This window comes from Microbacterium aureliae (assembly GCF_054780155.1).
The window spans coordinates 1,026,382-1,040,535 of sequence record NZ_BAAGWW010000002.1 but is presented as its reverse complement, the minus strand read 5'-3'; the positions used below and the strand labels follow the sequence as shown (position 1 = coordinate 1,040,535).

General features: G+C 73.6%; 11 protein-coding genes and 1 pseudogene. 6 read left to right on the top strand and 6 right to left on the bottom strand.

Translation table 11 applies throughout. The features are described 5' to 3' along the window. Nucleotides 1-60 precede the first annotated feature (60 nt). The 4 genes from ACYVF4_RS10900 to ACYVF4_RS10885 are packed head-to-tail and all read right to left on the bottom strand — an operon-like array spanning nucleotide 61 to nucleotide 4,370. The gene (locus ACYVF4_RS10900) at nucleotides 61-1,125 is read right to left on the bottom strand and encodes a hypothetical protein (RefSeq protein WP_460722568.1); all 1,065 of its coding nucleotides are present in this window, start codon (nucleotides 1,123-1,125) and stop codon (nucleotides 61-63) included. After that, nucleotides 1,122-2,369 (bottom strand): sensor histidine kinase, encoded by a 1,248-nt coding sequence (locus ACYVF4_RS10895; protein WP_460722566.1) that lies wholly within the window; start codon nucleotides 2,367-2,369, stop codon nucleotides 1,122-1,124. The genes ACYVF4_RS10900 and ACYVF4_RS10895 overlap by 4 nt, the downstream gene beginning before the upstream one ends. Next, a complete protein-coding gene (locus ACYVF4_RS10890; RefSeq protein WP_460722564.1) occupies nucleotides 2,366-3,037 on the bottom strand; it encodes a response regulator in 672 nt (223 codons plus the stop codon). The genes ACYVF4_RS10895 and ACYVF4_RS10890 overlap by 4 nt, the downstream gene beginning before the upstream one ends. Nucleotides 3,038-3,047: 10 nt before the next feature. Next, on the bottom strand, nucleotides 3,048-4,370 hold the full coding sequence (locus ACYVF4_RS10885) for a class I SAM-dependent RNA methyltransferase (protein WP_460722562.1): 1,323 nt from the start codon (nucleotides 4,368-4,370) through the stop codon (nucleotides 3,048-3,050). Nucleotides 4,371-4,410: 40 nt separating this feature from the next. On the opposite strand from ACYVF4_RS10885, the gene ACYVF4_RS10880 reads away from it, so the two are divergent. Both ACYVF4_RS10880 and ACYVF4_RS10875 read left to right on the top strand, forming a co-directional pair. Continuing rightward, a complete protein-coding gene (locus tag ACYVF4_RS10880) occupies nucleotides 4,411-5,079 on the top strand; it encodes a Maf family protein (RefSeq protein WP_460722560.1) in 669 nt (222 codons plus the stop codon). 75 nt (nucleotides 5,080-5,154) lie between these two features. Then, the gene (locus ACYVF4_RS10875) at nucleotides 5,155-6,921 is read left to right on the top strand and encodes an acetyl/propionyl/methylcrotonyl-CoA carboxylase subunit alpha (RefSeq protein ID WP_460722558.1); all 1,767 of its coding nucleotides are present in this window, start codon (nucleotides 5,155-5,157) and stop codon (nucleotides 6,919-6,921) included. Between the two features lie 39 nt (nucleotides 6,922-6,960). Here ACYVF4_RS10875 and ACYVF4_RS10870 read toward each other — a convergent pair whose 3' ends face one another. Next, on the bottom strand, nucleotides 6,961-8,409 hold the full coding sequence (locus ACYVF4_RS10870) for an NAD(P)H-quinone dehydrogenase (RefSeq protein ID WP_460722556.1): 1,449 nt from the start codon (nucleotides 8,407-8,409) through the stop codon (nucleotides 6,961-6,963). A gap of 87 nt (nucleotides 8,410-8,496) precedes the next feature. On the opposite strand from ACYVF4_RS10870, the gene ACYVF4_RS10865 reads away from it, so the two are divergent. The 3 genes from ACYVF4_RS10865 to ACYVF4_RS10855 are packed head-to-tail and all read left to right on the top strand — an operon-like array spanning nucleotide 8,497 to nucleotide 11,680. Then, nucleotides 8,497-9,330, top strand: a complete 834-nt coding sequence (locus tag ACYVF4_RS10865) for a purine-nucleoside phosphorylase (protein ID WP_460722554.1) — start codon at nucleotides 8,497-8,499, stop codon at nucleotides 9,328-9,330. Continuing rightward, nucleotides 9,327-11,042 carry a phospho-sugar mutase gene (locus tag ACYVF4_RS10860; protein WP_460722552.1) on the top strand — a complete coding sequence of 572 codons (1,716 nt, stop codon included), beginning with the start codon at nucleotides 9,327-9,329 and terminating at the stop codon, nucleotides 11,040-11,042. The genes ACYVF4_RS10865 and ACYVF4_RS10860 overlap by 4 nt, the downstream gene beginning before the upstream one ends. A gap of 53 nt (nucleotides 11,043-11,095) precedes the next feature. Further along, entirely contained in the window at nucleotides 11,096-11,680 is a 585-nt protein-coding gene (locus ACYVF4_RS10855) for a GNAT family N-acetyltransferase (protein ID WP_460722550.1), read from the top strand. A 132-nt stretch (nucleotides 11,681-11,812) separates the two neighbouring features. On the opposite strand, the gene ACYVF4_RS10850 is transcribed toward ACYVF4_RS10855, so the two are convergent. Then, nucleotides 11,813-13,738: a BglG family transcription antiterminator gene (locus ACYVF4_RS10850; protein WP_460722548.1), complete on the bottom strand. Its 1,926-nt coding sequence runs from the start codon at nucleotides 13,736-13,738 to the stop codon at nucleotides 11,813-11,815. Between the two features lie 146 nt (nucleotides 13,739-13,884). Between ACYVF4_RS10850 and ACYVF4_RS10845 the strand changes: the two are divergent. Continuing rightward, nucleotides 13,885-14,127, top strand: a pseudogene (locus tag ACYVF4_RS10845) (PTS sugar transporter); the annotation flags it as partial. Between the last annotated feature and the right edge of the window lie 27 nt (nucleotides 14,128-14,154).

Sequence of the window (14,154 nt, the reverse complement as noted above, 5' to 3'; positions counted from 1 at the left end):
CGGGGATCGTGCCGTGCGGGCACGCGGCCGGGCGAGCACGCGAATGTGCCGGCGCGGAGGTCAGCGGGCGGCGCCGGCGGGGTGATCGATCTCCATCCAGAGGTCGACCGAGTCCTCGTCGCTCAGCCCCGCGCCCGAGTCCGAGCGGCCGACGACCGTGACCGCCACGCGTTCGTGCGGCGACGTGCGGATGTACAGCCGGTCCGAGCGCGCCGAGCGGAGCGTCTCGGCCAGCTGCGCCCGGATCGTCCCGAGCGCGGCGTCGTCCAGGCCCTCGAGCCCGCCCTCATCCAGCACCGTCACCGTCGCCCCGCGCCTGCGGGCCCGCTCCAGCTCTGCGCGCACGTCGTCGTCGAGCAGCCGCGGACCCCGCAGCTCATCCCGCAGGCGCCCTTCGGCCAGCCGCGCCTCGAGGCGCTCCTCGTCCGAGAGCTCCCCGCCGGTGGCGATGACGCGGCCGAGGACGGGCCCCGCCACGGCGAGCGCGCTCTGGACCTGGACGCGCCGCTCCCGCTGGCGCACCACGTGCGAGGCCTGCCATGCCGACGCGGCGCGCTGCAGCTGCGCGAGGCGCGCGGTGTCGCGCGCGGCCCGGTCGATCGACCGCATGAGCAGCTGCGAGCACGACAACCACACCATCGAGCCCACCAGTCCCAGCTGGAGAGCGCTCGGCCCCATCCATGTCAGCGACGCCGCGATGAGCATGATCATGCCCGCCCACGCGAACCACGGCCGGTGGCGGACCATCACGATCACCATGAGCGCGCCGATCCCGCCGAGGTACCACGTGACGAAGGGCTCACGTCGCAGCCCCTCGGCGACCGCGAGCGAGATCGCGGAGGGGACGACCGCGGCGCTGACGAGCGCCAGCACGGCCGACGGCATCGGCAGCGTGACCTGCCTGCGTGAGCGAGGCAGTACCGCGCCCTCCGCGGCCGCCCGGGCCGTCCGCGCGCGACCGGGCTCCCAGAACAGGCACAGCCAGGTCGTCCCGAGGTAGAGCACCAGGGCGACGACGATCAGGCCGGGGTTCGCGACGGGCGCGGTCCACCACAGGCCGCGCGCCGCGAGGTACGCCGTGAACGCGAAGGCGAGCGCGGTCAGGACGTTGCGGACGCTGATCACTCGACCTCCTCCCGCCAGGTCAGCCGCACCCGCGTGCCGCCGTGCCCCGAGGTCACATGTGCCTCGCCGCCCACCGATGCCATCCGCGCCACGATCGAGCCCCGGATGCCGAGCCGGTCGGCCGGCACGCCCGCCAGCTCGAAGCCGGGTCCGGAATCGGCGACATCGATGCGGATGCCGTCGCGCACCGGCTCGATGACGGCGTGCAGGCCGCGTCCCCCCGCGTGCTGCACGGCGTTGCTGACGGCCTGCGTCGCCGCCATCGACAGGGCCTCGGCGACCCGGCCCGGCAGGATCACGGTGCCCGGCTCGACACGCTGCTCGACGACGATGGATCCGCCCAGCTCTCGCGCCGCCTCGTCGATCTCGGCCGCGAGGGTCACCGCGTCGCGCGGCTCGTCGCTGCCGGCCGCGGCCACCTGCTCGGTCGAGGCCAGGCCCGTCAGCGCCTCCCGGGCCATCGCGACGGCCAGGGTACGGGCGCGCGGGGAGTCCGCACGCTCCGCGGCGATGAGCGCCGCGAGCACGCTGTCGTGCATGAGCGCGGCGATCGTCACGCGCTCCTGCTCGGCGGCGTCGGTCGCCGCCGCCTTGGCGTAGCTGTCGACCGCCTTCGCGCGCGTGGCGTCGACACCGGCGGCCATGGAGCGGAAGAGCCAGCCGAGTGTCAGCAGCACGCCGCCGAGGATGATCGCGAACGACACGTCGAGGGTGAGCCGGAACCCCAGCGTGCCGCTGAATCCGCTCACGACCAGCCGCACGAGCCCGTACAGGACCGGCGCGAGGATCGTCCAGGCGATCTGCAGCGGGAAGGGGAAGGCGAGGACGGCGGCGAGGGTGGCGATGTTGACGAGGAACCAGACCCACGGATCCTCGTCGATGGGGATCCCCGGAGCGGCCGGCGTCAGCGGCCAGGCGGCCAGGGCGAGCACGAAGACGACGGCGAAGGCGCCGGCCGTCGCGCGCACGCCGCGACCGAACAGGCACGCGAGGATCATGACGGCGAGGGGGATGAACGCCACCGGCAGCAGGGGGTCCTGGTACCACGGCGAGTAGCCGTCCGAGAGGACCGCGGTCACCAGGGCCTGCACGCCCAGGACGAGGGAGCCCAGTCCCGCGGCGACGGTGATGATCCGCTCCACGCGCGTGCGCGTGAACGACCCGATGGCCGGCCTGCCGTCGCGCGCGGGGGCGATGTGCGTCCAGGCGCGGTCGAGCACGACGCCCGCGCGGTCGAGCGTCACGAAGTGGCCTGACCGGCGTCGCCGGCGGGCTCGGCGAGGATGCCGTCCTCCATCGCGCGTCGCAGCAGATCCACCTTGGTGGGGGCGGGCCGCCCCACCTCGACGTACTTCACCCGCACGCGCGTGATGTTCTCCTTGGCCGTCGAGTACGCCACGCCGAGTCGCTCGGCGACGACCTTGAGGGGCAGCCCCGCGGCGTACAGGCGCAGCACGTCGCGCTCGCGGGCGGACAGCTGGGCGTCGGCGAACTCCCGGTCCCCCTCCACGGCGCTCGCCCACTCGACGTTGTTGAGCGGCTCCCCGCGGGCGACGGTGCGCACGGCGGCGGTCACGTCGTCGATCGGGGACGCCTTGCTGACGACGCCGGCCGCGCCGGCCGCGAGTGCTTCGCGCACGGCGGCGGGACGATCCGCCACGCTGTGGATGATGACGCTCGAGCCGTCGCCGACGAGCCGGTGCACGTTGCCGGTCACGGTCGTGCCGTCGCCGAGGGTCAGATCCAGCACGACCACATCGGCGGGCGAGGAGCCGGTGGCGGACCGCCACGTGAGGTAGTCGGCCACCGTGCTGCCCGAGAAGACGACGTCCTCGTTGCCCGCGCGCAGGCACGCCGCTTCGAGCCCGAGCCTCACGGACTCGTGGTCGTCGATGAGGGCGACCCGCGTCATAGCGGCCACTCTAGCGAGGCCCCGCCGTGCGGATGAGCGTCGTGACGGCTTCGACATGGTGCGAGTGCGGGAAGAGGTCGACCGCGCGCACGCGGGAGGCCTCGTAGCCGCTGTCGCGGAAGGTCGCCATGTCGCGCGCGAGCGCCACCGGGTCGCAGGCGACATAGACGACCGCGGCGGGCCCGAGCTGGGCGAGGCGCTGCACGACGTCCCGGCGCGCCCCCGCGCGCGGCGGGTCGAGGACGACCACGCCGCGGGACAGCCGCTCCCGCTCGGCGGCCGACAGCCGGGACTCCAGCTGCGCCAGCCACCGGTCGACGCGGCCGGTCTCGGCGCGCGCGCCCACCCACTCGGCGAGGTTCTGCCCGGCGTGCTCGGTCGCGCGGGCGTCGGACTCGACGGTGGTGATCCGCGCACCGGGCCCGACGGCGTCGCCGAGGGCGGCGGCGAGCAGGCCGACGCCGCCGTAGAGGTCCAGGTGCCACGCGTCGGGATCGGCGCCGGCCGTGCGCACCTCCTCGGTCACGAGGGCCGTGAGCGCCGCGGCGGCGAGGCGGTGGACCTGCCAGAATCCGCCTGCGTCGACCCGGAAGTCCCGCCCGCCGACGCGCTCGACGAGGGTCTCCCGGACGGGATCGCGCCGCACGGGCTTGCCGGGGCGGCGTTCAGGTCGCGGCAGGATGCGCACCCGGCCGTCCGCCGGGAGCACGAGGTCGACGCGGCCCGGGGCCGCGCCGGCCAGCTCCGCCGCGGCGTCGGCGACCGGCTCGGCGGCGAGGGGCAGGTCGTCCACCTCGACGACCCGGTGGCTGCGCGCCGCGAACGGCCCGATGCGTCCCTCGTCGTCGACGTGCAGGCTCACTCTGGTGCGCCATCGAGTGCCGTCCGCGGGTTCGGGGTCCAGGTCCGACGCCGCCACCGCGTCGCCGGCCGTGAGGATCGATGCGGGCACGTCCAGCCTGCCGATACGGGCGAGCGCGTCCTTGAGGACGCGCAGCTTCAGCGCCCGCTGGGCACCGAGGGCGATGTGGCCGTAGTCCGCACCGCCGGGGCGCCGGTCCGCCGGCACGTCCAGGTCGGCCTGCGGCCACACGTGCGGGCGCCGGTCCGGCGACGCGGCGAGCACCTCGAGCACCTCGCCGCGCCAGAAGCTGCGGCCGTCGCCCGCCGCGGCGTTGGCGGCGTCGATCCGCACGCGCACCCGCTCGCCGGGCAGGGTGTCGGGCACGAACACCACCCGCCCCTCGTGGCGGCCGACGAAGACGCCGCCGTGGGCGACGTCGGTGATGTCGAGGTCGACGATCGGTCCGGCGGAGGCGGTCGAATCGGTCACCTGACGAGCCTAGTTCGGCAGGACCGCCTAGTTTTGTCGCATGCGCGTGTGCCTCGCCTCGACCTCGCCCGCCCGTCTCATGCTGCTGCGGCAGTTCGGCATCCACCCCCTCACCGTCGCGCCCGACGTGGACGAGGAGGCGGTGATCGCCGCCGTGGAGCAGGCCGAGGGCCGCATCCTGCCGCCCGACGAGCACGTGCTGCTGCTGGCTCGGCGCAAGGCCGCCGACGTCGCGGCGCGGCTCGTCGACGACGAGCCCGGCTTCGACGGCGTCGTGATCGGCGGGGACTCCATGTTCGAGATCGACGGCCAGGTGCTCGGCAAGCCCGGCACCCCCGAGAACGCCACCGCCCGGTGGCACGCCATGCGCGGGCGCACCGGAGTGCTGCATTCGGGGCACGCCGTGGTGCGGGTGAGTCCCGGCGGGACGGCACGGGAGGTGCACGCGGTGGCCGCGGCATCCGTCACCTTCGCCGACGACATCTCGGATGCCGAGATCCAGGCGTACGTCGCCAGCGGCGAGCCGCTGCAGGTGGCGGGCGCCTTCACCGTCGACAGCCTCGGCGGGGCGTTCATCACGCGCGTCGAGGGCGACCCGTCGACCGTGGTGGGGATGTCGGTGTCGACGCTCCGGCGGCTCGTGGGCGACCTCGGGGTGGAGTGGACGAGCCTGTGGCACACCGTCGATCCGTCGACGCAATTGTCGTAGGAAGCCCACGTTTCTCGTCGGTTCTTGTAGCAACCGCTCAAAAGCGGTGCGTTCGGCCTCGGTAGGCTGGCACGCATGCCTCATATCGCCAAGGTGCTCATCGCGAACCGCGGCGAGATCGCCGTCCGTGTCATCCGCGCCGCGCGCGACGCCGGCAAGGCGTCGGTCGCCGTCTACGCCGACCAGGACCGCGACGCCCTGCACGCCCGGCTCGCCGACGAGGCGTACGCGCTCGAGGGCTCCACGAGCGCCGAGACGTACCTCTCGATCGACAAGATCCTCTCGGTCGCGCGACGCTCGGGCGCCGACGCCGTGCACCCCGGCTACGGCTTCCTCGCCGAGAACGCCGAGTTCGCCCGCGCGGTGACCGCGGCGGGCCTGATCTGGATCGGCCCGAGCCCCGAGGCCATCGAGGCCCTGGGAGACAAGGTCACCGCCCGTCACGTGGCCGAGAAGGTGGGCGCACCGCTCGCACCGGGCACCCCCGGGCCGGTCGACGGCGTCGACGACGTGATCGCGTTCGCCGAGGAGTTCGGCCTGCCCATCGCGATCAAGGCCGCGTACGGCGGCGGCGGCCGCGGCCTCAAGGTCGCCCGCGAGCTCGGCGAGGTCGCCGAGCTGTTCGAGTCGGCCACGCGCGAGGCGATCGCCGCCTTCGGGCGCGGCGAGTGCTTCGTCGAGAAGTACCTCGACCAGCCCCGGCACGTCGAGACGCAGTGCCTGGCGGATGCCGCGGGCAACGTCGTCGTCGTCTCGACCCGCGACTGCTCGCTGCAGCGCCGTCACCAGAAGCTCGTCGAAGAGGCGCCCGCGCCCTTCCTCACCGACGCGCAGAACGAGATCCTGTACACCGCGTCCAAGGCGATCCTGCGCGAGGTCGGCTACGTCGGCGCCGGCACGTGCGAGTTCCTCATCGGCGCCGACGGCACCATCTCGTTCCTCGAGGTGAACACCCGGCTGCAGGTGGAGCACCCGGTGTCCGAAGAGGTCACCGGCATCGACCTCGTGCGCGAGCAGTTCCGCCTCGCCGAGGGCGGGACGCTCGACTACGACGACCCGGCGCCCGAGGGCCACTCCATCGAGTTCCGCATCAACGGCGAGGACCCCGGCCGCGGCTTCCTCCCCCAGCCCGGTCCCATCCACGTCTTCAAGACGTTCGGCGGACCCGGCATCCGGCTGGACTCCGGCGTCACCGCCGGCGACGCCGTCAGCGGCGCGTTCGACTCCCTGCTGGGCAAGATCATCGTCACCGGGCGCGACCGCGCCGAGGCGCTGGAGCGGTCCCGCCGGGCGCTGGACGAGTTCGAGGTCGCGGGGCTTCCCACCGTGCTGCCCTTCCACCGCAAGGTCGTCCGCGACCCCGCCTTCACCGCCGAGGACGGCCGGTTCGGCGTGTACACGCGCTGGATCGAGACCGAGTTCGACAACGACATCCCCGCGTGGGACGGCGAGCTCGAGGCACCCAAGCCCGAGGCGTCGCGTCACACCGTCGTGGTCGAGGTCGCCGGCAAGCGGCTCGAGGTGAGCCTGCCCGACCGCGTCGTGGCCAGTCCCGCCGTCGTCGGCCGCCCCGCCGCCGTCCCGCCGTCGCGGCGCTCGCACGCCCCGAACGCCGTCGCCGCCGCCTCCGGCGACGCGGTGAAGTCCCCCATGCAGGCCACCATCGTCAAGGTCGCCGTCGAAGAGGGCCAGGCCGTCGTCAAGGGCGATCTGGTGGTCGTGCTCGAGGCGATGAAGATGGAGCAGCCGATCCAGGCGCACAAGGACGGCGTGATCGGCGCGATCAACGCCGACCCCGGCACCACGGTCTCGGCCGGGCACCAGCTGCTCACCATCTCGTGAGACGTTCCGGATGCCGGGAGCACCGGCATCCGGAATCGATCACTCCTCGGCGTCGTCGCGATCGACGATGTGCATCGCCCGCGCGGCGTCGGTGATGCTCCCCGCCAGCGACGGGTAGACCGCGAACACGCGCGAGACCTGGTCGACCGTCAGGCGTCGCTCGACGGCGATGGCGATCGGGTAGATGAGCTCGGACGCGCGGGGGGCGACGATCACGCCGCCGACGACGGTGCCGCTGCCCTGACGGGCGATGATCTTGACGAAGCCGTCGGTGATCCCCATCATCTTCGCGCGGGGGTTCGAGGCCAGCGGCAGCTTGTGGACGACGCCGTTGACCTCTCCGTCCTCGACGTCCTGCTCTTGCCAGCCGACGGCGGCGATCTCGGGCGCGGTGAAGATGTTCGAGGTGATGCGGCGCCGCTCGAGCGGGATCACCACGTCGCCGAGGGCGTGGAAGACGGCGGTGCGGCCCTGCATCGAGGCGACCGAGGCCAGCGGGAAGAACGTGGTGCAGTCCCCGGCGGCGTAGATGTTGGGCACCGACGTCCGCGCGACGCGGTTGACCTGGATGTGCCCCGACTCGGTCATCTGGACGCCGGCCTCTTCGAGCCCGATGCCGGCGGTGTTGGGGATCGAGCCGACCGCCATCAGGCAGTGGCTGCCCTCGAGGGTGCGGCCGTCGCTGAGGGTGACCACGACGCCGTCGCCGACCCGCTCGACCTTGTCGGCGCGGGTCTTGGACAGCACCGTCATGCCGCCGCGGGTGAAGACCTTCTCGAGCACCGCCGCGGCGTCCTTGTCCTCGCCGGGCAGCACCTGGTCGCGGCTCGAGACGAGCGTCACCTTCGAGCCCAGGTTCATGTAGGCGCCGGCGAACTCCGCGCCGGTGACGCCCGAGCCCACGACGATCAGGTGCTCGGGCAGGGCCGGCATGTCGTAGAGCTGCGTCCAGGTGAGGATCCGCTCGCCGTCGGGGCGGGCCGACGGCAGCTGGCGCGGGGACGCCCCGACCGAGACGACGAGGGTGTCGGCCTCGATACGGTCGAAGTCGGTGCCGCCGGGTCCCGTCGAGACGACGACGGCGCCGGGGCCCTCGAGACGGCCGTGGCCCGAGATGATGCGCACGCCCGCGGCGGCCAGCGACGCCCGCATGTCGTCGGACTGCTGCCGGGCCAGCGACAGCAGCCGCTTGTTGACGGCGGCGAGGTTGATCGCGATCTCGGGCTTGAGCGGCTTGCCCTCCTTGCCGCGGGCGAACAGCTGCACGCCCAGGTCGCCGGCCTGCGAGATGGCGACGGCGGCGTCGGCGGTGGCGATGAGGGTCTTCGAGGGGACGACGTCGGTGATGACCGCCGACCCGCCCACGCCCGCGCGCTCGACGAGCGTGACCTCGGCGCCCAGCTGGGCGGCGGCCAGCGCCGCCTCGTATCCGCCGGGGCCGCCGCCGATGATCGCGACGGACTGCGTGCGCTCGAAGCTCAAAGACATGGGACCCATTCTTCCCTGTCGGTCCCGCCGGGCCGCCACCCCGGTGCGATCTGGCCCTCGAGGGCCCGCAGTTCCTAGAGTGGGGGGATGCTCGACACGCACGACCACCCCCTGGACGACCCCTCCGCCGATCCGTTCGAGATCGCCGCCCAGGCTGCCGACGACATCGCCCGGATCACGGGCGTCGACCGTCACGACATCGCCCTCACACTCGGCAGCGGCTGGGGCAGGGCCGCCGAGCTCATCGGCCAGGCGACGGCCTCGTTCCCCGCGACCGAGGTGACCGGCTTCAGCCGGCCCGCCCTCGAGGGCCACGTCGGCACGCTCCGCAGCGTCGTCACCCCGCGCGGGCGCCGCGTGCTGGTGATCGGCGCGCGCACCCACTTCTACGAGGGGCACGGCGTCCGCCGGGTCGTCCACAGCGTGCGCACGGCCGCGGCGACCGGAGCGCGCACGATGGTGCTCACCAACGGCGCCGGCGGCATCAAGACCACGTGGCGTCCGGGCCAGCCGGTCCTCATCAGCGACCACATCAACCTCACCGGCGCGTCGCCGCTCGAGGGCGCGACCTTCGTGGACCTCACCGACCTGTACTCCACGCGCCTGCGCGACGTCGCACGGCGGGTCGACCCTTCCCTCGACGAAGGCGTGTACTGCCAGTTCCGCGGACCCCAGTACGAGACTCCGGCCGAGGTGCGGATGGCGAAGACCATCGGCGGGCACATCGTGGGCATGTCCACCGCCCTCGAGGCCATCGCCGCACGGCAGGCGGGCATGGAGATCCTGGGCTTCTCGCTCATCACCAACATGGCCGCCGGCATCCAGACCACCCCCCTCAGCCACCAGGAGGTCATCGAGGCGGGCCGCGAGGCGGAGCCGGTGATCTCGTCGCTGCTGGCCCGCGTGATCGGCGAGCTGTGAACGACGACCTGCTCGGCACTGCGCGGGCCTGGCTCGCGCAGGACCCCGACCCCGAGACCCGCGCCGAGCTGACCTCGCTCCTCGATGCCGCCGAGGGCGGCGACGCCGACGCGACGGACGTGCTCGCCGACCGGTTCCGCACCCGCCTGGCCTTCGGCACCGCGGGGCTGCGCGGCGCGCTCGGCGCCGGCAGCAACCGCATGAACCGTGTCCTCGTCGCGCAGGCGGCGGCGGGCCTGGCCGCCTACCTGCGCGAGCAGGCCGGGATGACGGCGCAGCCCGAGCAGCCCGGTGACGTCGATCCGGATGCCGCGCCCACCGTCGTGATCGGCTACGACGGCCGCCGGAACTCCGACGTGTTCGCCGCCGACTCCGCCGAGATCTTCGCCGGAGCGGGGCTGCGGGCCATCCTGCTGCCGCGCCTGCTGCCGACGCCGGTGCTGGCCTTCGCGGTGCGCCATCTGGGCGCGGATGCCGGTGTCATGGTGACCGCGAGCCACAACCCGCCGCAGGACAACGGCTACAAGGTGTACCTCGGGGGCGCCGACGACGGCGCCCAGATCGTGCCGCCGGTGGACGCCGAGATCGCCGCGCACATCCAGCGCGTCGCCGACGCCGGCGACATCAGCGCGCTCCCCCGCTCCCTCGGCTACGAGACCGCCGCCGAGTCCGTCGTCGACGCCTACGTCGCCGCGACCGCCGCCGTCGCCCCCGCCGGCCCCGGCGCCGAGGGCCTCACGTGGGTCTACACCGCGATGCACGGCGTCGGGTGGCAGACCGTCCGGCAGGTGCTCGGCGAGGCCGGCTACCCCGAGCCGGTGCTCGTCGACGAGCAGATCGAGCCGGACGGGACCTTCCCCACGGTGGCGTTCCCGAACCCCGAGGAGCCGGGCGCGATGGACCTCGCGTTCGCCCGGGCCGCGGCATCCGGTGCCGAGCTCGTGATCGCCAACGACCCCGACGCCGACCGGCTCGCCGTCGCGGTTCCCGACGACCAGGCCGAGGGCGGCTGGCGGCGGCTCACCGGCAACCAGATCGGACTGCTGCTGGGCTGGCGCGCGGCACGCCTGGCCGCCGAGCGCGGTCCGGCCGAGGGGGCGTCCCTGGCCTGCTCGCTGGTGTCCTCGCCCGGCCTCGCGCGGGTCGCGGAGCACTACGGGCTCGGCTTCCACGCGACCCTCACCGGCTTCAAGTGGATCTCGCGGGCGCCGGGCATGGTCTACGGATTCGAGGAGGCCCTCGGGTACCTCGTGAATCCCGAGACCGTCCGCGACAAGGACGGGATCTCGGCCGCCGTGGCGATGCTGGGCCTGGTCACCGAGGCGCGCGCCCACGGCCGCACTCTCGCCGACCTGCTGGCGGAGTTCGACGCGACGTTCGGCGCGTTCGCGAGCGACCAGATCTCGGTGCGCGTGGACGACCTTTCGCGGATCGGCCACATCATGGCGGCGCTGCGGGCCGGCCACCCCGAGCGCATCGGCGACGTGGACGTGGAGCGCGTGGACGACCTCGCCGAGGGCGTGGACGACCTGCCACCGGGCGACGTGCTGCGGTACTGGCTCGTGGACGGCTCGCGGGTGATCGTGCGGCCGAGCGGCACGGAGCCGAAGCTCAAGCTCTACCTCGACGTCCGCGGCGACGACTCCGACGACGCCGCCCGCCGGGTCGCCGCCCTCGCCGACGGCTGCCGCGCGCTGCTCGACGCGCTCTGACCCGGCGGCCGTGGCCGGCGGGCGGGCGGGATGCCGGGCGTTACGCTCGACGGGTGCTGCTTATCGAGCCGGTGACCCTCGCCAACGACGTCGTGCGGCTCGAGCCGCTCGCGGACGAGCACGCCGACGAACTCGCCGCGGCGGCCGTGGGACTGGAACACGCGTGGTACACCTCGGTGCCGCGCCCCGCCGACGTCCCCGCCGAGATCGCCGCTCGCCGCGGGGCGCATCTTGCCGGGACGATGAACCCGTGGGCCATCCGCCGGCAGGACACCGGCGAAGCGGTCGGCATGACGACCTTCTGCAACATCGACCAGCCCAACCGGCACGTCGAGATCGGCTACACGTGGCTGGGCGTGGCCGCGCAGCGCACGGCGGTCAACTCGGCCGCGAAGCTGCTGCTGCTGGGCCACGCGTTCGGGGACTGCGACGCGATCGCGGTGGAGTTCCGCACGCACTGGCACAACAGGCAGTCCCGCGCCGCGATCGAGCGGCTCGGAGCCCGGCTCGACGGCGTGCTGCGCAACCACCAGGTGGCCGCGGACGGGACGCTGCGCGACACCGTCGTCTACTCGATCCTGCCGCACGAGTGGCCCGCCGTCCGGCGCGGCCTCGAGGCGCGCCTGTCCCGCGGCTGACCCCCGTCTGACCCGCGCGTGTGACCCTGCCCCACCCGCGAGACTGCATCTCCCGCCCGAGACGACGGGGTCAGACCACGGTCTCGGGACAGAGATGCAGTCTCGCGGTCGAGGGATGCCGCGTGGGGGCCGTCAGCCGTCGATGACGGCGACGAGCTCGTCCAGGAAGCCGCCGAAGTCGGTGGCGCGCCGGACGATCCGCTGCACGCTGTCGCGCTCCGAGAAGACCTCGACGAACTGCTCGAAGACCGTCTGGAACGCCTCGCGGTCGGCCTGCGAGAACGCCACCAGGGCCACCACCTGCACCCGCCCGTCGCCCCACGGGATCGACGGCTCGGCGATCCCGATGGCGATCGAGGTGCGCGTGGCGGTCATCCCGATCGCGTGCGGGACGGCGAGCGCGTCGGTGAAGGCGGTGCTCGAGAGCCCCTCGCGCTGGATCGTCCGCTCGACGTAGTCGGCGTCGATCACGCCCTGTGCAATGAGCAGGTCCCCCAGCCGCCGGATCGTGCCCTCGACGCCGGCCGCGGCATCCAGCCCCCGCACGAACGCGGATGCCGCGAAGTACCGCTCCAGCTCGGTGCGCAGCCGCGCGAGGCGGCGTGCCCGCCGCGTGCGCCCCGCGGCCTGATGCACGCGCTCGATGTCCGCGTCGGTGAGGAAGGGCTGGATGCGCACGAAGCGGTCGCCGACGGCATCCGGCTCGATGGTGGTGAGGACGAGGTCGGTGTCGATCCCCGCCCAGTCGGGGTCGACGCGCGTCTCGACGCCGACGACCTCGATCTCGCGGCCGAGCGAGCGGTCGACGCTCGAGCGCAGCAGCTCGTGCAGCTCGTAGTAGCCGGGGCAGACGATGGTCGCCGTGAGCAGCTGGTCGGCCCGCCGGCTGCGCTCGAGCCGCCCGCCGACGTGCATGGCGATGTAGGCGATCTCGTCGTCCAGAAGCGGGATGTCCAGGCGCCGGTGCAGGCCGCTGGCGATGAAGACGGCGACGTCGAAGATCATCGGGTAGCTCGACTTGAGCGAGCGCGTCAGGGGGTTGCGGGACCACGCCTGCTCGCGGGCGCGGCGGCGCAGGTTCTGCACGTGCAGGGCGAGCCGCAGGATGAAGTCCTCGTGGACGATGTCGACGAGGAACTCCCCCGCGGCCTGCTCGACGACCTCGCGGACCACCGTCTCGACCTCCGGGTCGAGCCCCGCGCGGGTCTGCTCGTCGCGTGAGGCGTCGCCGGGGGCGACGATCCGGGTCAGGACGAGGGTCGCGAGGTGCTGCACGTCGGCGCTTCCGAGCCGAACCCCCATGTGCGCCTGCACGAGCTCGGCGAGCACCTGCGCCACTTCGCCCTGCCCGCCCGTCGCCTCGGCCCCCGAGGACTCCAGCGGCCGGTCGCGGGCGACGCGGTCGGCGGCGATGGCGATGTGCATGACGACGTCGGCGATGCCGATCTCGTTGACGAAGTACCCCAGGGCGCCAAGCCGCGCCACCAGCTGCGACTTGAAGGGGCCGAACGCCTGCGCCCCGACCGACTCGTCGCCGAGGGTCCGGCGCAGTGCCGCGAGGTCGAACGAGCCGGCATCCATCTCATCGTGCGCGAGCTTGGACAGCAGCCGGCGCTGGGCGACCTCGGTGCCGGCCAGCCGCGCGGTCGACCCGGCGCGCTCCAGCGTGAGCTCGGTGCCCCCGAGGAGCGCACGCACCCGGCCGAGATCCGCCTCGAGCGTGGCGGGGCTGACGAACAGCTCGTCGGCGGTGGCGAAGACGTCGATCCCGTCGGAGGCGTCCAGCAGCCGCCGCACGAGCGTGTGCAGGCGGTCGCGCGGCGTGCCGGTCTCGGCCGCCGACGCCCGCAGCGCCGCCTGCGCACCGGGCCCGGCGCGGTAGCCGTGCGGGCCGGACTCCACCGCCTGCCGTTCGGGTACGCGGGCGTTCACGGCCGTGACATAGGAGCGGATGCTGCGCGGGGTGACCCCGATCGCGTCGGCCAGCGACGCCGCCGTCGCCCATTCCCCGTCGCGGACGAGCAGGCCCAGCAGGCGGTCCTGTCTGGCTCGTGTCACGGTGCTCCTGGTGCGCGATCGCTGTCGCCGGGCGTGGGGGCCGCGGCGGACCCGCCCAGTCAACCACGACTTCCGCCGGCACCGGCTCGCGCTTTCCGCCCCCGCGGAAACGGGAGTGGTTGTCCCCTCCCAGCGAACTCACAAGAATGGCCACCAGAGGAGGCGGGTCGATGAGGATCCTTGTGGTGTGCGGCGCGGGCGCGTCGAGCACGTTCGTGGCGCAGCGCCTGCGCCACGCGGCCGAGGCCCGAGGATTCGCCTTCTCCGCCTTCGCAGGCACCGAGCAGTCGCTCCCGATCGACCTCGACGCCGCCGATGTGGTCCTCGTCGGACCCCACCTGGCGCACGCGCTCGAACAGATCGAACGGGATGCAGCCGCCCGCGGGACCGCGGTCGTGCTGCTTCCCGACGACATC

Excerpts from the sequence above, each read along its gene's own strand:
- ACYVF4_RS10890 (WP_460722564.1), bottom strand. The coding sequence starts at position 3,037 with ATGACGCGGGTCGCCCTCATCGACGACCACGAGTCCGTGAGGCTCGGG.
- ACYVF4_RS10880 (WP_460722560.1), top strand. The coding sequence starts at position 4,411 with ATGCGCGTGTGCCTCGCCTCGACCTCGCCCGCCCGTCTCATGCTGCTG.
- ACYVF4_RS10875 (WP_460722558.1), top strand. The coding sequence starts at position 5,155 with ATGCCTCATATCGCCAAGGTGCTCATCGCGAACCGCGGCGAGATCGCC.
- ACYVF4_RS10870 (WP_460722556.1), bottom strand. The coding sequence starts at position 8,409 with ATGTCTTTGAGCTTCGAGCGCACGCAGTCCGTCGCGATCATCGGCGGC.
- ACYVF4_RS10865 (WP_460722554.1), top strand. The coding sequence starts at position 8,497 with ATGCTCGACACGCACGACCACCCCCTGGACGACCCCTCCGCCGATCCG.